Source organism: Marinomonas aquiplantarum, from assembly GCF_003314975.1.
In the GTDB taxonomy this organism is placed as follows: domain Bacteria; phylum Pseudomonadota; class Gammaproteobacteria; order Pseudomonadales; family Marinomonadaceae; genus Marinomonas; species Marinomonas aquiplantarum.
Genome location: NZ_QNRF01000004.1, coordinates 24,857 through 46,300, shown reverse-complemented (window position 1 = coordinate 46,300; position 21,444 = coordinate 24,857). Strand labels below are relative to the sequence as shown.

19 protein-coding genes are annotated in these 21,444 nt (G+C 45.1%); all 19 read right to left on the bottom strand.

What is annotated here, in order from left to right; all coding sequences use genetic code 11:
• Window positions 1-118: 118 nt before the first annotated feature.
• Window positions 119-2,047: a flagellar hook-length control protein FliK gene (locus DFP76_RS08345; RefSeq protein WP_113874194.1), complete on the bottom strand. Its 1,929-nt coding sequence runs from the start codon at window positions 2,045-2,047 to the stop codon at window positions 119-121.
• Between the two features lie 45 nt (window positions 2,048-2,092).
• Complete coding sequence (locus tag DFP76_RS08340) at window positions 2,093-3,802, bottom strand: fused response regulator/phosphatase (protein WP_113874193.1); 1,710 nt, start codon at window positions 3,800-3,802, stop codon at window positions 2,093-2,095.
• 5 nt (window positions 3,803-3,807) lie between these two features.
• A complete protein-coding gene (locus DFP76_RS08335) occupies window positions 3,808-4,113 on the bottom strand; it encodes an STAS domain-containing protein (protein ID WP_113874192.1) in 306 nt (101 codons plus the stop codon).
• A gap of 30 nt (window positions 4,114-4,143) precedes the next feature.
• A complete protein-coding gene (locus DFP76_RS08330) occupies window positions 4,144-6,021 on the bottom strand; it encodes a hypothetical protein (protein ID WP_113874191.1) in 1,878 nt (625 codons plus the stop codon).
• 9 nt (window positions 6,022-6,030) lie between these two features.
• A complete protein-coding gene (locus tag DFP76_RS08325) occupies window positions 6,031-7,926 on the bottom strand; it encodes a hypothetical protein (RefSeq protein WP_113874190.1) in 1,896 nt (631 codons plus the stop codon).
• A 45-nt stretch (window positions 7,927-7,971) separates the two neighbouring features.
• Window positions 7,972-8,406, bottom strand: coding sequence for a flagellar export protein FliJ (fliJ, locus tag DFP76_RS08320; RefSeq protein WP_113874189.1), 435 nt, complete (start codon window positions 8,404-8,406; stop codon window positions 7,972-7,974).
• A gap of 54 nt (window positions 8,407-8,460) precedes the next feature.
• Entirely contained in the window at window positions 8,461-9,792 is a 1,332-nt protein-coding gene (gene fliI / locus DFP76_RS08315; RefSeq protein WP_113874188.1) for a flagellar protein export ATPase FliI, read from the bottom strand.
• A gap of 2 nt (window positions 9,793-9,794) precedes the next feature.
• Complete coding sequence (locus DFP76_RS08310) at window positions 9,795-10,598, bottom strand: FliH/SctL family protein (protein WP_113874187.1); 804 nt, start codon at window positions 10,596-10,598, stop codon at window positions 9,795-9,797.
• A gap of 7 nt (window positions 10,599-10,605) precedes the next feature.
• Window positions 10,606-11,619, bottom strand: a complete 1,014-nt coding sequence (gene fliG, locus DFP76_RS08305; RefSeq protein WP_063333805.1) for a flagellar motor switch protein FliG — start codon at window positions 11,617-11,619, stop codon at window positions 10,606-10,608.
• Entirely contained in the window at window positions 11,619-13,292 is a 1,674-nt protein-coding gene (fliF, locus tag DFP76_RS08300; protein ID WP_113874186.1) for a flagellar basal-body MS-ring/collar protein FliF, read from the bottom strand. The genes fliG and fliF overlap by 1 nt, the downstream gene beginning before the upstream one ends.
• A gap of 27 nt (window positions 13,293-13,319) precedes the next feature.
• A complete protein-coding gene (fliE, locus tag DFP76_RS08295) occupies window positions 13,320-13,682 on the bottom strand; it encodes a flagellar hook-basal body complex protein FliE (RefSeq protein WP_063333807.1) in 363 nt (120 codons plus the stop codon).
• A 66-nt stretch (window positions 13,683-13,748) separates the two neighbouring features.
• Complete coding sequence (locus DFP76_RS08290; RefSeq protein ID WP_113874185.1) at window positions 13,749-15,098, bottom strand: sigma-54-dependent transcriptional regulator; 1,350 nt, start codon at window positions 15,096-15,098, stop codon at window positions 13,749-13,751.
• A 1-nt stretch (window position 15,099) separates the two neighbouring features.
• Window positions 15,100-16,254: a sensor histidine kinase gene (locus DFP76_RS08285; protein ID WP_113874184.1), complete on the bottom strand. Its 1,155-nt coding sequence runs from the start codon at window positions 16,252-16,254 to the stop codon at window positions 15,100-15,102.
• Entirely contained in the window at window positions 16,254-16,724 is a 471-nt protein-coding gene (locus DFP76_RS08280) for a helix-turn-helix domain-containing protein (RefSeq protein ID WP_063333810.1), read from the bottom strand. The genes DFP76_RS08285 and DFP76_RS08280 overlap by 1 nt, the downstream gene beginning before the upstream one ends.
• A 90-nt stretch (window positions 16,725-16,814) precedes the next feature.
• Window positions 16,815-17,495, bottom strand: a complete 681-nt coding sequence (gene bioD, locus DFP76_RS08275) for a dethiobiotin synthase (RefSeq protein WP_113874183.1) — start codon at window positions 17,493-17,495, stop codon at window positions 16,815-16,817.
• A 12-nt stretch (window positions 17,496-17,507) separates the two neighbouring features.
• On the bottom strand, window positions 17,508-18,320 hold the full coding sequence (gene bioC, locus DFP76_RS08270; RefSeq protein WP_113874182.1) for a malonyl-ACP O-methyltransferase BioC: 813 nt from the start codon (window positions 18,318-18,320) through the stop codon (window positions 17,508-17,510).
• Window positions 18,304-19,107 (bottom strand): alpha/beta fold hydrolase, encoded by an 804-nt coding sequence (locus tag DFP76_RS08265; RefSeq protein WP_113874181.1) that lies wholly within the window; start codon window positions 19,105-19,107, stop codon window positions 18,304-18,306. Before DFP76_RS08265 ends, bioC begins: the two co-directional genes overlap by 17 nt.
• A 12-nt stretch (window positions 19,108-19,119) precedes the next feature.
• Entirely contained in the window at window positions 19,120-20,301 is a 1,182-nt protein-coding gene (bioF, locus tag DFP76_RS08260) for an 8-amino-7-oxononanoate synthase (protein WP_113874180.1), read from the bottom strand.
• Window positions 20,285-21,355 carry a biotin synthase BioB gene (bioB, locus tag DFP76_RS08255; RefSeq protein WP_181799808.1) on the bottom strand — a complete coding sequence of 357 codons (1,071 nt, stop codon included), beginning with the start codon at window positions 21,353-21,355 and terminating at the stop codon, window positions 20,285-20,287. Before bioB ends, bioF begins: the two co-directional genes overlap by 17 nt.
• Window positions 21,356-21,444: the final 89 nt, after the last annotated feature.

The following is a 21,444-nucleotide window of genomic DNA, read 5'->3' as shown; positions in this document are numbered from 1 at the left end:
TTAGGTGCAATCAATTTTTTTAACGTACACTCACGCTAAACAACTAACTCTATATTCTACAAAGAATAATACAGAGCACCATCTATTTCTTAATCATTTATCCATCCACACCGATGAATTAAGCGTAATAATCCACCCCAGTAGCGGAGACATAAGACATCACTCCAGGCATAACCTCATCCGCCTCGTCTTCACCATTCGCATCGGAATGATTCGCCAAACCAGTCTGGCCAGCGTCTTTTTGAGTGCCTGAAGCATCTTGTTGAGACACATCAACCTCAGCACGGCTTAAATCCATCCCTTGCTGGGCTAACATATCACGCAAGCGTCCCATTTGCCCTTCTAATAAATCACGAGCCTGAGCCGTTGCTGCAACAAAGTTGATTTGTGTATTGGAATCACTGTCTACTGATACTTTTACCGTCAGGCTTCCCAGCTCAGGAGGATCTAAACGAATGTGCGCTGTATGGCCTCCCTCGCGAGCAACCCAAGCTACTTTCTGCCCCATTTCAGCCGCCCAATTAGGATGCCCTGGTGGTACACTCATCGCCATATTTAATGGTTGATTGGCGCTGGCTAACTGACTCGCCACACCAACAGAAGCAGCCGCTCTACCAATTTGCTGATTGAACGATGAACTCAGTCCACCTACATCATCCATTTTAGCATCCACATTTCCAGCCATACGGCCTAACATGGCTTCATGCTCTTTCTTTCTAAGTTCCAACGGTTCATTTCCAATCACATCATCTAACGCTAGATCAGCCCCTTGCAACAAGTCTGTTGCTGAGCCACTAGCAGAATCCGCATTCAACTTACCCGCCGCACCCAGTGCTAAACCTGCACCAGCAAGGCCAGCTGACTTAATTCGTTCAGCGTCCGGAGCCTCGGCCAATAAGCCCGTCACCACACCATCCGCTGATGTTTTTTTCGGGGTAGAGCTCATTTGATCCAGCACCCAAGACAACTCCTCATCACTCCCAGCAGACGCATCTTGTCCCGGAGCCATGACTTGATTCACCCCAGTCGCAACCGCTGCCACTGGCGCCATTGCAATAACACCAGACTCATTCAATTTCTTTAGATCACCACCTTCAAGCACAGGCGCTTCAACAACTTGATCAGCAAGGAGAGCATCAACTTGACCATTCGTCGCACCGTCAACCTGAGCAAGCTCTTGAGGCGTTGACACATTCATCCCTGATAGGGCTTGTACATTAGGTTGCTGAACAACCGTGCCATCATCCAAAAAAACACTTTCGGTTTGACCGACCTCCATCAAACCTTGTTGCTGGACGTTATTACTGGCCAACACATGCTCGTCACCGACCGTCTCTTGCAGGGAAACCTTCGTTTTGCCCTCTCCAGCCACAGGAAGTAATTCATCAACATTTGATAACTCTTGGCCTTCACCAAGCATGGCAACCTTAGCACCAGAGGACTTAACAAGCGCGTCAGTCGCAACACTCCCGGCAACCACTTTTCCACCAAGCATGGCAACCTTAGCACCAGAGGACTTAACAAGCGCATCAGTCGCAACACTCCCAGCAACCACTTTTCCACCAAGCATTAAGGCTTCATTGCCTTTGGCAGCCTCACTTGTTTCAGGAGAAGCTTCGCCACTTAACTGCAATTTTTTGCCGCTTTCAGCAACTTGGTCAGTACTAGAAGCAACAGATTGCGCTCCTTTCTCAGTGTTAACTGATCCAGATTCGGAGTCAGCCGATTGCGAATCGACCGTGTTACTCTGTGCTGAAGGTGGCGTCGTTTTCGAAGCGCTAACAGGCTCTTTTTCAGACGAGTTGATACGCTCATCTCTATTGGGCTGATGGCTTGTTTTCTCGGATATTACGGAGGATTTTCGCTGATCATCAGCATGAGCGACTCGGTGTTTGTCGTCATATTTACTGCCTGACATTGCATCTTTTGCTCGGTTAAAATCCTCTGAAAAAGCCGCCCCCTGTTTTTCTGGCGCTCTGATCATCGACGATTTTTTTGAAGCTGAACTGGAAGCAATCGGTAATAGGGTATTAGAATCTGTTCGCATAATATCCTCCAAAGATATGAAGGGTTATGCAATTGCAAGGCCAACCTAACTCTCTTGGCCTACTTGCCAGTGATAATAGGCTGTTACGCCACGTCCACCCTTGCTAAATTCGAGTTTATGGCACAACTGATCCAACAACGCCAGACCACGGTTATAGAGCAGTTCACTATTCGACATGTCAAAACTAATGTTCTGATAATCAAAGCCATCGCCGCTGTCTTCGACATACAAAGCCAATACTCTTTCATTACCACTTGAGGTCACTTTCACAGAGATTTTGACATACCCTTCAGTTAGGGCTGCCAACCTTTGCTCACGCTCATCGTAGTATTGCGAAAAGCCATCACTGGAGCTCTTTTTATATGAACTAAGACCCAGTACGCCGTGCTCGAGAGCATTGGAATACAGCTCAGACAGAATCATAAAAATCTGACTAGAAAAGCTACTTAATCCAGGAACCGTGGTAATGATTTGCAACACATAAGGCAACGGATCGGTATTACGCAATGAATCTGCATTTAACACGTATTCAAATGAAAAATCAGCAGGCGCTTCATGATGACTGGTTGGCACACCACGATCAGGTGACTCAATACCAATATTGGTATCCAAACGGACTGACAAGCATGAAATATCGTCGTGCGGGTTTTCTAACACCCCTTCTTTAGTCAGCTGCTCGACCATCCAATCCAATGCCTGGTCATCCGCTATTTCTCCTTCATATAAAGGATTCAAAACAGAGTGACAAAACATTGCGCCAGACTTATCCTGCGCTTCATAAACCCCATCAGAAAACACCACAAGACGATCACCCGGAACAAACGTCACAGGATCAATCTGACACTCAAAAACGTCTGGTGGCAAAATACCAAGAGGTAAATTTTTTGATTCAAAACGAGCTGGTGCTTTTGATTGCTGAGAGAAGAATAGCAAATCAGGCAAACCACCATTCCAGATTTCAATGCTTTTATTGTTGACTTTGATATCAACAAACGCCGCGCTACAAAACATGTTTGCAGGCAAAATGCTTTTTAGTCTGGCGTTAATTTCGGGAATAATTTGCCGCATCAAGAAACCTTTTTTGGTCCAATCAAAAAAGATATCTGCCAGAGGTAAAGCGCCAATCGCCGCCGACAAGCCATGGCCGGTAAAGTCGCCCAACAACAAATGCATGCCACCATTTGGTTTGTAAGCCGCCAAAATCACGTCACCATTAAATGTGTGAGTGCCATAGTGAACCGTTGATAAGGCCGGATCTTTTAAACAATTGGAATGGGTGATATTTTCATAAACGACTTTGGCGACATTCTGATCATGCACCAACTGCTCATTGTATAGAGACATGGCATCTCTTTGTTCTTCCAGTGTTTTTTGCATCACCAAAAGACGCACAATGGCATTTAATTTTGCGGTAATAAGTGCGGGACTGTAGGGTTTAGAGATGAAATCTGTGCCCCCAATGCGCAGGCAATTGGACAAAGCAATTGGATCTGCTACACCGGAAAGAAAAATAATCGGAACAAATAAATCACCAGCGGTTTGCTGAATTTCTAGAGCTGCTTCCCAGCCGTCTTTACGCGGCATCTTAACATCCAAACAAACCAATTGGATGGTGTTTGGGTTAAACTTCTCAACTGCTTCTTGACCATCTACTGCTGAAATAACATTATGACCAAACTGGCTCAAAATTGCTTTTAACAGGATTCGATCAGATGGGTTATCATCCGCAATGAGGATGTTCAAGATTTGTTCCATACAACCTACTCTTCGATGTCAAAAAGTCGATGGAAGTTAGCAATTTTAAGGATGTCCAACACCGCGCCATTCGGCTTCTTTAGTCGCACATCCGCTTTTTCACCACCAGCATGATCCCTTAGCAGTAAAAGCATGCCCAAAGCAGAACTGTCTAAATAGGTCACCCTAGATAAATCAATTTCATAGACACTGGCGGCTTTCTTTGCTGAAACAAACGCCTCTTTGAACAACTTGTGACAGCTATAATCAAAACGCCCATCGACCAAAATCGTCAGACATTCTGTTTTATCATCAAAAGAGCTCTCAACCACTGAACACCTCACAAGCCGTCATGAAAAGCACTACCACTCTTCCCATTCTTCATCTAAATCAACATCGACTGTTTTTTGACTCTTATCTTCTAACTCTGCCGATGTGTCGGTCGTTATTACTTCAATTCGTTTAACGATGTCTTCAACTGTTTCTCGCACTCTCATGAGTCTGGCATTCCCCACACTTCGATCGGACTCAAGCAAAGATAAGGTCGTTCCTATCAAAGAGGACATTTCTTGCACCTGCCCTTGAACTTCACTTATGTCATGATCAAGGTCAATTGCAAAGCGATGACGAATTGCATCACTCTCGCCTTCTGTCGCTGCCAAGCTTGATAATACCCCCGCCCTGACCTCATTCAGACAACGGCTGACACTCTCTAGCAAAATAACGTTAGAGGACAAATCCTTTTCCACCAGCAATAAACGCTGAATGATCATCTCATACCCTAACAGCAGAGAATCTTGGATTTGATCCGAAAGATCCATCACTTGATGCACGTTCAGTTCAGGCACTGGCATGGGCACAATTGACGGAGCCTTTTCGACTACAGAATCATTGTGGTCTGTTTTTGCGTCAATTAGGGATGCTATTTGTTGTAATTTAGTAATCTTTTCAGCCTGATCTGTAGTCATCATGGACTTATTACTTGCACGAATAATATCGGCCACCTTAATGCGAATCTGCTCAAGAGACTGGGCAAAAGGAGCATAAGGTGAGTTCTCACGAGAAAGGCGGATCGGCGCATCCCAAACATCCTTCGACATGAGTTTTAAACAATTGTACAAAACATCAAACTCAGCCATTTCAGATTTATGCTGAATCTGAATCAAGTAACGCATACTAGACGCTTCATTCCCGACCTCGAATTGCTTTACCGTCAATTCGTATACACCATCAGACAAGGACAACCTCAATGGCTCATCGGACAATAAAACAGATTCCGAAACTTGCTCACCAACTGGCGAATCCAGCCCAGGATCAATTCCAAACATGGACTCAAAGAGCGAAGTGTTTTTATTCCACAATCGCTCAGCACCTTGAGTTTGCCAGACAATATCTCGTTCTTCATTGACCATGAAAAATGGCAATTCAATGACTGACAAGGCCTCATCAATTAATGACAAGCGTCCTAGCTGCTGACGAATATCCATATCACGCGAAGAAATTTCGTGATCAATTAAATGACTTAAATCGGTTAACTCATCAACCAAGGGACGTTCTGGCAACACAGAAGCATGACCATGTTTCCTGTGATCAATAACATGATGAATGGTTGCAAAGCCTGATGTCAGCTGACGATTTAATCGAGCCGCAAGCACAATAACCACAAAAGCAATCACAACAAATAAGCCAACTGGCGCCCAGACCATTCGACCAACAAATAACTCACGCTGATAATCTAACGCCACTCCAATTTGTACTAATTGGTCGCCCAAGGACTCTAATTTTTCGAATTCTTGATAAGCCTGAATGCGCTCCGCATTGGAAAGAGGATAGGTATCCAACTCTCGACCTGAAAACGCATTCAACAGCTTCACCGCAGTCGATAAGTCTACTTCTTCAGCATCATCGAACGACATAAGCTGATCTTGAATGAGCTTATATTCACTAACTAATAATTGATGGTAATGACTTGCAGGTGAGGTATCCAAACTGCGATCAATCGTATTGAGGTCTTCTATTAACAACCACTCTAGCCAATGCTCTTCAGCACTGTGAACTAATCCTAACAATTCTGAAAGTTGCTCTTGTTTGGCATTTTGTTGCTGCAAGTTGCTATTCATCAAATAATACAGACCAGCAAAAGCCAACAACAGAAAGAACAGTAAAATCACAACTGTTTTCTGCAGCCCATTAATTAACTCTTTTCGCGGCGCACCAAACGGTGAATGCAATGTATTCATAGTTAATAATCACTTACAAGCTGACACTGATGACAAATGATCAGCGACAAAAGACAAATAGTTTTTTCTATCTAGTACAACAAAACCTTCATGTTCTCGGTTGTTACTAAGCTCGCGGCCACTCCCTAGCTCAAGTGATGGCTGCTCTTCATACCAATCAAACGAAACAAATTGCAATGCAACGGATACACCGTCATCTTCAAGAATAACAGAAAAACCGAGCTGAGAGTTTGTTTCTCTAAACCCTGACTCTAATGTATTCATAGTAATCAGTTCAATGCATTGATTCCGGCTCGCCAAAAAAGACCGTTCTTCTCGTTCCAAGTCATTAACGAAGAAGAAGGAAGCTGGCATTTGATTTGCGATGACATCCGCCACCAATTCTGCAGACACAATCAAGCAAGCCTTTTGGCTTCTTCCCAAATAATACCCCTTCTTGACGGTACTCGAAACTGGTTCGGTCCTTATTTTTTGCAAGTTTTTCGAATTAAGCTCAGCCTCACTTAACCAAGGCTCAAGTAGCAATTGTCCCGATTTATCCTGCCAAATGTTTTTTACCCCTTTAACCTCATGCTTGATAAGCATAGGAAACGCCTCTACACGCTTCACAGAGCAAAAAGGAATCGCCACATAACATCCAGCCACCGCAACGATTAGAATATCTTGCAGTCCCTGCTGGTTAAGTAACAAACAAACCGCATCCGGGCCAGAGAATGCCTCCAATGATAAAAGTAATCTGACTTCTTGACCTGGTGCTAACTCAACATATGCCACATCACCACGCCAAAGCAGCGCTTCCCAAGCCACTTTATGAAGAAAACTCTCTTTTAGATCAAATACATAAGTATGCGACAAATAGTTAATTTGATAGAGCGTACTCAGTAATACGTCTTCTCCTAGGCTCGAACTAAGATAAGGCTTTTGCCAATCCCCCTTATTCGGATTGGTAACAGCAGCATAATAATAACCGCCAAGACGAAGCGGATACGCTTGCTCACCGACCGATAAGGCAACTTGTTCATCCCCATCAAAAGGAACAAGCCTGTCATCCTCTTTCTGCTCACCCACTCCTTCTTCAGACAGCACTAAACAACTGGCAAAAGGCCGATAAAAAGCCTCTTTCATCATAACGTCATACTGATTAAGAAGATGGTCTCGCTCGGAATAAGACATTTTTTGGGGATGAAACCAAGACAAAAAACCAGACATCATTAATGACTTCACCGGCTCAGTCAGGTAAGAGAGATCATTAATTAAGGGAACAGAAATGGGATCAGAGCGCTCAGCAGAGGCAGGTTCAAGCTGACGCCACATTAGTTGCGGAAATCGTTCATTAAGCCTTGCCAATGTTTGGGTAGATTCCAAGCAGAATACACCGCTCACCCCCTCCTTTTCAATTTCTTCCACCTGAAAAGACACTTGACCAAACTCTGCAAACGCGTGAAGTAATGGCTCTATCGCCCCTTGTGAAGAAGGCGTTATACGCCCTTCAAAACGGAAGTTCTCAGAAACCAATTCAATTTGAGATAACAGGTGACTAAGCTGTTGCCAGCAAGGATGATGCTCGGACAGGGCATGACTGTGCGCCTGCAGATAATCGCCTCCTAATGGCGCGGCGATAGCAAGCTGGGATAATGCATCGCTTGCCGTCAACATCACCAACTGACAGTCAGATCGGTAAGGTGACCCCGAAGCGATTAACTGCGTAACAAGATGCTGAAGTGAGGCAAGACGCTGATGGAATATAAGCAGTTCAAGATCCGCAACATTGAACGCAAAACGATCCAAAGCCGACCGCAAATCCAATAAAGAAGAGCGAGGTGTAATCGCATAACTGACAACAGCACGTTCAATGTCAGCCATAGGGAAAGAAATATCCACTCTCCCTAAATCACATTCTGACATAGCAAGTCCTGATCATTGTCATCTTCCCCTAAGACCGGTTTTTCGCTATCGATTTGCATCAAAAAAACGCCGCATGGCGAATTCATCACTTTGACGCTGCTCTTTTTTATCTTCGATGGTTTGCTCAATTTTTATATTTTTTTCTTTTAGCACATCCATGCTTTTTGTTTTAGAGCGAGCTTGCAGCCACAGTCGCATACTCATGTCCGCTTGCTGCTCTGCTCGTCCAACGGCCGCTTCTTGTTGAGCAATGGCTTGCTGAACTCGATCGACAAAATGCTGATAATTGGTTGTTAAGTACGGACTTAGACCAAGTAAATTACGCTCAGACTCATATTGTTGAGCATATTCTTTGAGCTCAGCCAGTTTTTGCATGTCGTGCTGCACTTTGGCTTTATCCCTTGCCAATTGCTGAGCAACAGAGTCCTCTTTGCGTTTAGCAAGATCGACCAATATTTGCATTCGGTGAGATTTCTTCATGAGCAACCTATTTATTTTACTCAATAAATAGTAGACGCTTTTGCAAGCTTACGTCTACTGCCCTTTGGTCATTGCCGTCACCAAAGCCTCTAAGCTTTGATCTATGGTAAAGCTCTCTCCTAATGCTTGCTGCAAGAAACTGCGTATTTCTGGCATTTGCACAATGGCCTGATCCAAATCAGGGTCACCACCTTGAGCATAAGCACCCACCGAGATGATATCCTGATTTTGTTGGAACTTAGAATACAGCTGCTTCACTCGCATGGCACCGTACAAATGATCTTCGCTAACAATTTGCGGCATTGCTCGAGAAATCGATGCCTCTATATCAATGGCAGGATAATGCCCCTCTTCTGCAAGCCGTCTCGACAACACAATATGACCATCCAAAATCGCTCGCGAAGCGTCGGCAATCGGATCTTGCTGATCATCACCTTCAGTCAATACCGTATAAAACGCCGTGACCGAGCCGCTGCCTTCATGCCCATTTCCAGCACGTTCCACTAGCTGAGGTAACTTCGAGAAGACCGAAGGTGGATAACCTTTCGTTGCTGGCGGCTCACCGACCGATAAAGCAATTTCCCGCTGGGCTTGTGCATAACGAGTCAAAGAGTCCATCAGCAGAAGTACATTCTTACCCTGATCTCGGTAGTATTCCGCAATACGAGTCGCCAGCATAGCCGCTCGAAGTCGCATTAAGGCTGAATCATCGGCAGGTGAAGCAACGACCACTGAGCGGGCCAACCCCTCTTCACCAAGAATTTGTTCTATGAATTCTTTGACTTCTCGTCCACGCTCACCAATCAAACCGACAATGGTAATGTCTGCTTCAGTAAAACGCGTCATCATGCCAAGCAATATACTCTTACCAACACCACTACCAGCAAACAAACCAAGCCGCTGACCTTTGCCCACAGTCAACAAACTATTAATGGCTTTAATACCCACATCCAAGGTTTCGGTGATGGGCTTGCGCTGTAAAGGGTTGATAATGCCACCATGAAGTCCAACCGAATCTTGAGTGTTAATCGGTCCTTTACCATCTAACGGCTTACCTAAGCCGTTGACAACACGGCCTAGCAATTCATCCCCAACCGGCATTTTACTTTCATCTAACAGAGGACGAACACGCGCTCCAGGCGAAATACCTTCAATGGCTTCCGTTGGCATCAAATACGTTAGGTCTCCAGTGAAGCCAACCACTTCGGATTCCACCCAGCGTTCTTTTCCAACCTGAACGGCACACCGGTCTCCCAGTGCCACAACGCAACCAACCGCCTCCATGGTTAAGCCAACCATGCGCGTTACCTTACCTTCCAACTGAGGCTGATAAGGAGAAGTAAATGCGTTATTTAATTTGGCAAGTCTTTCTTCAAGAGTAGGCACAATTAATCCTGCTCAATCGAAGTAAGGTGACGGAGCTCTTCGTACACAGCAGCTAGGCGCTGTTCAACACGTCCGTCTATATGAAAAGATTTCGAATCTAAAACAAAACCACCACAGACCATGGCATCGTCTTCTTCTACCTGTATTGTGAGTCTGTCCTTTACTCCTATCGCATCTAATACTGCGATATCTTCCGTATTCAAACGGAGACGAATACGGCCTTCGTACTCGCCAATTTCATCAAACACCCTGACCAACTGCTCTTTTAGAGCGACCTGACCATCTTCTTGCATCTTGCTAAGACAGACATTTTCGACCATTCGCACCATAGTTTGATAGAGCAAATTCTCCGCGGCCGCTCGACTGGCTTCCAAAGGCTGGGTAATCTCAGCGGCAACGGCTTGAAGCAATTGCTCTACTTGAGCAAATTGAACTTTCGCTTCTTCTTGCGCCAACTGACGACCTTCTTCTATCCCTGCAGCCAAACCATCGGCTTGGCCTTTCTCATAACCATCAACTTCGCCTTTTGAAAAGCCACCCTCATAGCCTTTTTTATGACCTTCTTCTTCGCCTTGTATAAAGCCTTCATCATAGGCAGCGGAACGAATTTCTTCCAATTGAGAGGCGGTGAGAGGCTCGTAGATAAGCGAATCTTGATCCACCTCTTCCGAGGTCATCACTGTATCTTTTTGAACCAATATGGCGGGACCAGTTGTTTCTTTTACATCGGTGCTTTCTAAATGTGGGAGCTCCCAACGCTCGTAAGCCGTCAACTTACGCTCTTCTTTATTATCCTTGTCTGACATACTCTAATTAAACCATCTGCTCGCCACCGCCACCGAGAACGATTTCACCGTTATCAGCAAGGCGTCTAGCAACGGCCAAAATCTCTTTCTGCGCAACTTCCACTTCACTCACACGAACAGGACCCTTGGCTTCCAAGTCGTCTTTCAGCATATCCGCAGCTCGGGAGGACATATTTTTGAAGATCTTTTCTTGCATATCTGGGTCTGCCCCTTTCAAAGCCAAAATCAATGTCTCTGATTCCACTTCACGCAAGATAACCTGAATACCACGGTCATCGACTTCTAATAAGTTATCAAACACAAACATCAAATCTTGGATGGTATTGGCGAGGTCTTCATCCACATCTCGGATAGACTCCATCAGCTCGGTTTCAACCGAACTATCAATGAAGTTCATGATATTCGCCGCGGTACGCACCCCACCGATAGTGGTCGATTGTGTTGAGTTATTTCCTGAGAATTGACGTTCTAGAATGTTATTTAATTCTTGCAGAGCCGCTGGCTGAACCGTTTCAAGAGCCGCCACACGCAATACAATATCCAAACGCACCCGCTCATCAAAGTTAGCTAAAATATCAGCGGCTTGGTCAGGATCAAGGTAGGAAATAACAATGGCTTGAATCTGCGGGTGCTCATAGCGGATTACATCCGCAACGGCTCTCGATTCCATCCATTTCAATGTGTCTAAACCGGTAGTATTACCACCTAGTAAGATGCGATCAATTAAGCTACCGGCTTTTTCTTCACCTAAGGCTTCACGAAGCATATTACGAATGTAACCATCTGCTCCAAGCCCTAATCCGGTCTGATCACCAACCAAGACTAGAAAGTCGTCTAGGACTTTTTCAACCTGATGACGTTGAACATTGGCCAACTGCGCCATGGTTTGACCAATTTTTTGGACTTCTTTGGGCCCCATGTGTTTTAGGATCTGAGCAGCATCAGATTCCCCCAGCGACATTAGTAGCACTGCGGCTTTTTGAACTGAGGTTAAATCTGCACCTTGGCCTGTATCACTCATTAACTTTCCATTACCCACTGTTTAACAACTTGCGCTACACGTTCCGGCTCTTCAGCAATCAAACCGCGTATCGCATTAAGTTGACGATCAATTTTCTCAGGGGAACCTGGTACGAGAATATCCTCAGCACTCACGAGAGACACTTGATCATCTGAAATTTCATCCGTCTCATCTGAGAATATAGCGGCTTCCGTGTCCTCTGCAACTGCAATTTTGTTTTGTTCACTGAGGGTTTTCAATATTGGTCGAACCACGATCAGTAAAAGAATCAACACAAACATACCAACTAAGGTTGGCTGCAAAAGATTCAAGAACCAAGCCTGCTTATAAAATGGCGGTTCAATCACAGGCTCTTCTGGGTCAGGAAGTGCAAAAGGCGAATTGATGACACTAACGCTGTCTCCGCGCGAAGGGTCATAACCAACAGCATCTCGAACCAACAAGGTCAAACGACCAAGTTCATCATCACTCCAAGGTGTTCGAACTATCGTTGATGTATCTGCATCTAGACTGGCTAAATCATCAACAACTACGGCAACAGATAAACGTCGAACAGTACCTTGTTGGCGCTTGGTATAACTGATGCTGCGATCAAGCTCAAAGTTACGTGTCGTTTCTTCTCGCGATTGACCATTAGCAGCGGCACCGTTACCACCGATTGGCGCACCATTTTCATCCACAGCTTCAGGGGCAGTAACTGCGCCCGGTGGCTGATTGGTTAAGGCCCCAGGAATGCCGCTAGCTGAGGCTCCAGCACTGCGATTTTCTCTGAGAGTTTGTTCACTTCGTAATGCCAACAAATCTGGATTGTACTGTTCATCGGTTTTTTCAATTGCCGTAAAGTCCACATCAGCCGACACTTCTGCTTTGAAGCGACCTTGACCGACTACGGGGCCGAGAATGTTATTCACTCGTTGTAGCAGCACGTCTTCTACTTTACGTGCGTAGTCGAATTGCTTACCTGCCACAGACAATTCTGAGTTTGAATCTTTTTCCGTCAACAAGGTGCCACGCTGATCCACCACAGTGACATCTTTATCACTCAACTGTGAAATACTCGATGCCACCAAATTCACAATCGCATCAACTTGACTACGATCAAGGCGACGACCTGGGTATAACTCAAGAAACACTGAAGCGGAGGGCTTTCTTGTATCTCGCACAAAAACCGATTCTTTTGGAATGGCTAAATGGACCCTAGCTGATTTAATACTTTGCAGACTGGAAATGGTTCGGCTCAACTCGCCTTCTAAACCACGACGATAACGAGTCGTCTCAACAAACTGGGACGTCCCCAGACCTTGTTCTTGGTCCATAATTTCCAGACCAACAATATTGTCTGACACGATTCCAGAACCCGCCAATTTTAAACGAGCCTGATGATAGTAATCCGCTTCAACTAATAAAGCGCCAGTATTTTCATCTAACTTGAAGGGAATATTATTAACACTCAGAATTTCAACAATCTGATCTGCGTTGTAATCCGTAATGCTACTTAAGACAGGTTTATAGTCTGGTCCGTTAGTCCATAACACAGCCGCCAAACCAATTGCTATAGAGGCAGCTAAGCCGACCATTAAGGCCAACTGACGTATCACCGTTAGCTTATTAAAGCCTGTGACTAATTCTAAATAGAGCTTACGCTCCGATTGTTCTGCAGGGACATTATCCATTAAAAAGCGCCAAGCGGTTTATCTAGCCTAAATCGGCATGTTCATGATTTTTTCGTACGCGTCTACAAGCTTGTTTCGTACTTGAGTCATCGCCTCAAAAGAGACACTAGACTTTTGTAGACCAATCATGACTTGAGGTAAATCCACCCCTTCGTCACCGCGCTCATAAGATTGGGCTAATTGCGTCGCATCTTGTTGTAACGAATTTACATTATCAACAGCACTTTTCAGCATTTCAGCAAAATCAGCACGTTCAACCGCCTGACCAGCTTCCACATTGCCAGCAGCCTTTGCAACATCAGACACCGCCGAACCAGGTGCCTGAACCTGCGAGCGGAGATCCCTCATTTGGGATAACACTTGATTAATATCCGGTCGACCCGAAATCATGCTCTTCACCTAAAAAATCACATTTCATAAGCTTAGCATAAAGCTAATTAAAACAAGATACAAAAATCAATCGACGTCTATACCACTTTCTCGCATTTTAGCGATTTTGTATCGCAGTGTTCTAGGGCTAATCCCTAATTTATCTGCAACGTCTTTTCGCTTCCCATTAGCATCGATCAAAGCTTGAGCAATAATCCTAAATTCATGTTGTTGCACGCCTTTCCCTAAAATCGATGCCGCACTTTCTTCCTCTTCAGCAACCGGCTCACTTGGAGTTGGTGCGCCAGCCATCATATCGAAAGCAATGTGCTCATCATGAATTTGCCCGTTAGGACTTAAAATCAACGCTCTCTGAATAACATTATCCAGCTCTCGAACATTACCAGGCCAAGGATGCGCTTCCAATTTACTTTGGGCTGAAGGTTTCAGGGTCGCCGCAGATATACGCATTTTAGTGGCATGTTTGTGCAACAAATGCTCTGCAATCGGTAATATATCCCCTTTACGCTCTCGGATAGGCAACCAACGTAACGGAAAAACATTCAAACGATAATACAAATCTTCCCTAAAGCCACCTTCTTTTACATACTCAGCCAGATCTCGGTTAGTAGTAGCAATAATGCGCACATCAAGCGGAATCGATTTTTTACCGCCAAGTCGTTCTACTTCCTGCTCTTGCAACACTCGCAATAGTTTGGCTTGCAAGCCAACATCCATTTCCGTAATTTCATCCAGCAATAAAGTACCGCCATTGGCTTGTTCAAACTTACCCGCTTGCGACGACACCGCACCAGTGTAAGCGCCCTTCTCATAACCAAATAAAATAGCCTCGAGCATGTTTTCCGGAATGGCCGCGCAGTTAATGGCAACAAAAGGCGCATTACGGCGTGAGGATTGGTTATGAATGTAATGGGCAAGAACTTCTTTACCTGTACCACTTTCACCGCACACCAATACGGTAGAGTCGGTTACAGCAACACGCTTTGCCAAATCCAGCAACGCCAAACTCGCAGAATCTTTTGCAATAGGTTGACTCGTCGAGGATGAAGCTTGCTTCACGGTATATTTGGCAATGGCATTTAATAACTCTTCTTCTTGAAACGGCTTAAGAAGATAATCTACTGCGCCATCACGCATCGCTTCAACGGCATGAGCAATGTCACCATACGCCGTCATCAACATAATAGGCAGTTCAGGATACGCGTCCACCACATGATGCAGCAGCCCATAACCATCCATACCGGGTAGATTAACGTCTGACACAACCATATCAAACTGGCTGTGCTTTAACGCAATGACAGCCTCTTCGGCACTGTACACCATTTTACATTGGTAACTTGCTAGCATGAGCGTGTCTTCTAACGCTTCCGCCAATCCCTTGTCATCTTCAACAATTAATAATTTCACATCCGACATGCTATACCCTTACGAGAGGAATGGTTAAACTGGCCGTTGTCCCAGCCCCTTCAATACTATCAATTTCAAACTGCCCATGGTGTGCCCTGGCGATGGCTTTTACCACCATCAAACCCAATCCTGTACCATGTTGCTTAGTGGTGACAAAACCTTCTTGAACGTGTTCCAACTGTTCTTTTGACATGCCAACACCACGATCTTTAAACACAAACACGGCACTTGCTCCCACCGTGCGCCAAGACAACCGAACCGTACTGCCCGGATGCTGCGAATCAATGGCATTGTTTAGCAGATTCAACAGAGCCCCCAGTAAGGTTTCTTTATTACACTGAATAACTTCGTTCGCAGCAAATTCGGAGCCAGACAAATCCAAGGTGACATTTTTTTGCTCACACACTTCTTCGCACTGGGACACTAACTCTGCAGCGAACTCATTCAACGATATGGTCTCATCTAATTTAATTTCACTGCGAGAAAAAATCAGCATATCACGGATCTGCTTTTCAATATTTCCTAATCGATCCGCTAGTTTATTGGCAAACGTTTGTCGCATCACAGGGGCTAAATCGGCTTTTTGTAAATGCCCAGCATACAGAGACGCTGAGGATAAAGGTGTGCGGATTTGATGAGCTAACGCTGCCACCATTTTACCCATGTTCGACAAACGTTCATGATGATTAAGCTTTTTCTGTAAAAAGTAGGCTTCCGTCAAATCCACTAAAATCACCAATTGACCAGGCACATTCCCCAGCGAAGCGGTCTCTACCCTAACTCGGCGTCCCGTCACCATGGACACATCATGACCATCGTCTTCTTGTGGGCGAAAGCTGCGTGGCACAATCTCCCCCCAAGCTTCACCAATCAAAGACAAATTAAACAATCGCTCAGCCACTGGGTTCGCCATCACAATGACACCCTCTTCATTCAGCAGCAAAACCCCTACTGGCATGGACTCAAACAGTTGTTGAAATTGCAGGACTAATACGCGGTTTTTATCTTGCTCTTGACGCTTATCTTGCTCTGACTTCTGCAGTTGTTCTTGCAGACGCACCACCTCTTGCTGAAGGTCCAAGTAAGATTTCGCTAACACATCCGAAGACTCAGAAAACGCCTTAAAAGCGGCTTTAAGCTCCGCTATTTCTTCATCTTTAGTCACTAAAACTCCGATTTATCAATATTATAGCGACGCATTTTTTCGATTAGAGTAGTACGCTGTATTTGTAAGTTCTGTGCCGCTTTGGAAACCACACCCTGGGTTGACACCAAAGCCTGACGAATCAACAGCGCTTCTAAATGCCGAACATGCAGATTCAGGTTGACACCCGATGCCTGCGGAAAAGTATGCAACTGTTTAATTTCTTTTAATATAGAAGACAAGGCCTGAGATCGCCACGGCAAAGGACACAACCATACATTCTCACCATCAGGGGCGATTAAAGAATGACTCAATGAAATAACCGGCACCATTTCATCCAGCTCAAATGACTGAACTTGACTTCCAAGAACCACAAAATCAGGCAATTGAAAGGCCGTTAGAGAAGTACTGTGCTCGATCCCAATAAAAGTGAGTATGCTGGAAACACTGGAAATTTCGTCGTCATCTAAACCACACAACCAAGCTTTCACCTTACCACCTCAACCTTTACTGTAACATCGCATTAATATAGTGAGTATTAATGCGTGTTTATCCAAGACTTTCAAGCTTTGAAGGGAAATTTATAATGCGGATAGCAAGTTATCAAATTCTGCTTGTGCCATTTGCTCATTTTCACACCAAGACAAAGCTCCCAGTAAGGGAGCCGATAACATAGTCTGTAGAGTTGCCAAATTCTCATCATAACAAGGCATCTTATTCGGGCCAGCCGTATTAGCGACCCAACCCGCTAGCGTCAACCCATCTCGAACAATGGATTCCGCAGTTAACAGAGCATGATTAATACAGCCGAGCTTCATATTAACCACTAGAATCACTGGAAATCCCAGAGTTTTTGCCACATCAGACAAAAGCTCTCTATCATTTAACGGCACACGCCAGCCACCAGCACCTTCAACCAAGGCCAATTCATGTGGCGTTAATAAGGCCCCTTTAATAAAACCTTCCAAACGTGACGCCGTGACGAGTCTTCCTTCTTGTTGAGCTGCAATATGAGGTGCAATAGCGGCCTCCAATAAAACCGGATTAACCTGCTCGTAAGCTAATGCAACACTGCTAGCCTGCTGGATTTTCCAAGCATCATCATTGCGCTTTACACCCTCTATTAACTCAGCTCCCGCCGCGACAGGCTTTAAACCAATGGCTTTTTGCCCCGCTCTCTGAGCAGCCGCTAACAACCCCACAGTAAAGTAAGTTTTTCCAGCATCCGTGTCTGTTCCAGTAATAAAAAATCGTTTTTTCACAACTACCTCAATCTAACTAACTCTCTTACGAGCGACAACAAACGCCACTTGATAGCTCAACGGTATCCCCTTCACTTGACGCTGTTTTTCATATTGCTGCAAAAAAGCCTTCCAAGTAGAAGGTGATATTGCTTGCGGCTTTTCCGTTGAAATTAGACTAGCACCAACCTTTTTTAAAGACGCTACTGCAGCTTCAGGGGAATCAAACCACATTTCGATCTGCTCGACGGATAATGACTCAATTTGCCACGATGCGTCTAACAGCTGTTTTTTCAACATTTCTTCAGAGACGTATTGATGAACATGTTCTCGGCCATCCACACCCAACCAAGCTGTCGATAACTCCGGCATAGACCCCATTAACAATGTCGAGAACACCAAACGTCCATCATGACGACTAGCCGCAAACAAAGAACGAAACAAGCTCTCCGGTTGCAAACACCACTGAATCGCCAAACTGGAAAAAATCAGGTCAAAAGCGCTTTCAGTAAAAGGAAAGGTTTCCGCATCAGCACAGACATAATGAATCGGTAAATCCTCAGACATGCGAGCACGTGACACTGCCAGCATTGCTGGAGACAAATCAAGAGCCACACAATGATTTGGCGTACATTTGGTCATTAACGAAGGCAAAGCCAACCCAGTTCCCGTCCCCAAGTCCATGACGGTATGGGTTGGAGAATCCGGCAAACAAAGTAGCAATTGATTGAGAACATCCAATTGGAACTGAGCGTAGGCATCATACGACGAAGCAGCTCGATCAAAGCGCTTTGCAAGCTGTCGTTTATAAGCGCTTGTCGAAGAAAGGTTAGGAGTTATTAGCATCTATAAAGTTTTCAACCGCTTGCGCACAAGCTTCTTCCTCTTCCAAGAACGCTTGATGAGCACAATTCGGCATAAGCAAAATCTCTTGTAGAGGGTTTACGTCCGTCTGCTGATCTAAACATTGTGCAGACACGAGCGCATCCTTGCGACCAAATATGTGTAAATTTGGTCTATCCAACAGAGACAGTTCACGACGCACATCCAGTGACTTAAGCATGCGCAAACCGCCAATCAAAGCCGCTTGATTCAAAGTAGTAACCGGCAATAAGGACTGCAATTGCTTAACCAATTGACGATCGTTCTGCGCCCCTTTAGCCTGCAACATCACAAAACGCTTAAGCCCCTGTTCTGGCTGCTGGTCAACCAAGGAAGCAAAGCCATCAAAATCGACGCATGACATAGCATCAGACCAATTCTCTCGCTGCACAAAACTAGGGGAGCTGGAAACAGTAATAAGCCCTTTAACACAACTGGAACGACGCGCCGCTACATAAGTTGAGATCATTCCACCCAAAGACCAGCCCAACCACCAAGCCTCTTTAGGCGCCACATCAATCAGCTGTTCAGTTAACGCATCAATATCATAATTTGGCCCAATACGGGTTCGAGAGATCCACTGTTCATCAAGGGAAACACCAGGCAAATTCGCTACCACAACGTAAAATCGCTGGCTTAAACGTCGTGCAAAATTCGCCATTACCTCTTTTGGCATAGCCCAACCAGACACCATAAATATCGCCTGTTTAGACTTGTCGCCGAAAGCTTCCGTTTCAATAGGTGTGCGCATGCTGCCCCTCAATTATTTAGCCGTTAGTACTTGCTCAAGTGCGTCACATAATAACACTAAATCTTGCTTTGAGTGTCCAGCACTCAGGGTAATTCTCAATCTCGCTTTACCGTTTGGAACCGTCGGTGGTCGAATCGCAGTACACCAAACACCAAGCGCTTTAAGCTGCTCACTCACGTCCAAGGTCGCGGAACTTTCTCCAATAACAACAGGCTGAATAGCGGTGTTAGACGCCATCAATTCAACAGGCAAATCCGACATACGCTGACGAAAATAGTCGATATGTTCGGCCAGTTTCGCTCTGCGATCACTTCCTTCTTGAGAAGATATCAACTGCAATGCCGCTAAACTTGCACCAGCCATGGCTGGCGACATGGATGTGGTATACACATAAGGACGGGCGAACTGAGTCAAATAGTCCGCAAAATCATGCGTCGTTGCGACAAAAGCCCCCGATGTTCCAAATGCCTTACCAAACGTCCCCATTAATAATGGAACTTGCGTCATCCCTAAATCAGATAACGCCAAACTACCACGCCCTTCTTTACCCAAGCAGCCTAATCCGTGGGCATCATCGACCATAAAGGTCCAATCATGCTGAGAAGCCAAAGCCGACAATTCCGATAAAGGCGCTATGTCCCCGTCCATACTAAAAACGCCATCCGTCACCAACAATCCACTTTGTTCGGATTTCATCATCAGCTTTTTAGCACTTAAAGGGTTAGCATGAAGATAGCGACGCATTGGCGCCTGCGCTAATTGCGCACCATCAATTAAAGAAGCATGATTTAATTTATCTTGAATGACTGGGCGTTGTTTATTTGCTAAAGCAGAAATCACCCCGAGGTTGGCCATATAACCTGTGCTAAATAGCAAAACACGTTCGTATCCAAGCCAATCCGCTAGCGCTTCCTCCAGCCTTTGGTGGGGAGCAAGATGTCCTGCAACCAAATGCGAAGCACCGCCACCCACACCATATTCATCAGCAGATTGCTGCATGGCTCGAATCAATGCAGGATGATTTGCCAAACCCAAATAATCATTTGAGCAAAACGCAGTATAAGGCCGACCATTAATGTGAGTATGAGGTACTTGAGGACTGTCTAGAGTAACCGTGTGACGCATCAGATCCTGACAGCGCCTTTCATCCAGCGCTGCCAGCACCCATGAAGGCGTCTTAAACGCTGGCTTCATAGAAAAACTTAGCGTCTTCTTGTTTAACGACTTGAGCCGCAATAGCCTCAGCTACCGCTTCATCAGAATGCTCTTCTCGTTTCTCAGGATTAATGCCCAATTTAGCAAACAAGGCCATATCTTTGTCGGCTTCTGGGTTACCAGTCGTTAGCAATTTCTCACCATAGAAAATGGAATTTGCCCCAGCCATGAAGCATAAAGCTTGTGTCTGTTCATTCATTCCTTGACGACCAGCGGATAAACGCACATGGGACTTAGGCATAATGATTCGAGCAACCGCTATGGTACGAATGAATTCAAATGTATCTAAATCATCCACATTTTCAAGTGGCGTACCTTCTACTTTCACCAACATATTGATCGGTACACTTTCTGGGTGTGGTTGCATTTGCGACAATTGACGCAACAATCCAACACGGTCTTTTTGCTCTTCCCCCATGCCCATGATGCCGCCACAGCATAACTTGATGCCCGAATCACGAACACGAGAAAGAGTATCCAAACGATCTTGGTAACTACGCGTGGTAATAATGCTGTCGTAGTATTCCGCAGAAGTGTCCAAGTTATGATTGTAATAATCCAAACCGGCATCCGAAAGACGTTTGGCTTGATCATCATTCAAGGTACCTAGAGTAACGCAAGATTCCAGGCCAAGGGACTTAACCCCTTTGATCATTTCCAATACATAAGGAAAATCTTTTTCAGAAGGATGCTTCCAAGCCGCTCCCATACAAAAACGACTGGCGCCCTTTTCTTTGGCAAGCGCCGCTTCTTCTAGCACCTTCTGCACTTCCATCAATTTTTCTTTTTCAAGCTCTGTATTATAGTGACCACTTTGCGGACAGTATTTACAGTCTTCTGGACAAGCACCTGTTTTAATGGATAAAAGGGTACTCACTTGAACCTCATTGGGCGCAAAATTTTCTCTATGGACGGTCTGAGCACGAAACATCAAATCCATGAAAGGAAGATCAAATAAAGCTTTTATCTCTGCATGAGTCCAATCAAAACGTGGACCAGTAGAATTCATTGAAGCAGCGCTTGAAACAGACATAATACCCTCGAACATAAAATAATGGAGCAATACTAATGGACTGGAAATTGCTGTCAACCCAAAAAATTAGAGAGATTTACTACAGTCTA